The organism is Sphingobium sp. VMM (assembly GCF_056790315.1).
In genome coordinates, this window is sequence record NZ_JBXGSI010000070.1 from 1 (window position 1) to 627 (window position 627).

The following is a 627-nucleotide window of genomic DNA, read 5'->3' on the forward strand; positions in this document are numbered from 1 at the left end:
CCGTGGCGCGACCTGCCTTCCCAGTTCGGAAACTGGAATACGGTGTTCCGGCGTTTCCGTGACTGGCGCGAAGCGGACGTTTTCAAGCGGATTTTCGATGCTTTGACGCATGAGCCTGACATGGAATACGCCATGATCGATGCCACCATCGTCAAGGTTCATCGTCATGGGCAAGGCGCAAAAGGGGGACTTCGGGCCAGGCCATTGGCCGCTCTAAAGGCGGCATGACGACCAAGATACTGGCGCTCACTGATGCCTTGGGCAACCTGGTGCACTTCCGTCTGATGCCAGGCAATCGCTTCGATAGCGTCGGTGTTGCGCCGTTGATCGAAGGCGTGGAGTTTGGCGCATTGCTTGCCGACAAGGCTTTCGACAACAACGACATCATTACCGATCTCAACGAACGCGGGGCCGGGATCGTTATCTCTCAGCATCCGCGCCGTGCCATACCCATCCCGCTTGACGCCGAAATGTACAAATGGCGGCACCTGATCGAGAACTTCTTCTGCAAACTCAAAGAGTTCAAACGCATCGCCATGCGCGCCTGCAAAACCGACAGCAGCTTCGAGGCCATCATCTACCTCGCCGCAGCCGTCATCAACTCTCGATGAATCCCCACAGGCCTTA

General features: G+C 56.9%; 1 pseudogene. It reads left to right on the forward strand.

Annotated features, from left to right (window positions below):
• Positions 1–611 (forward strand): annotated as a pseudogene (locus ACUCV3_RS27345) (IS5 family transposase); the annotation flags it as partial.
• Positions 612–627 lie beyond the last annotated feature (16 nt).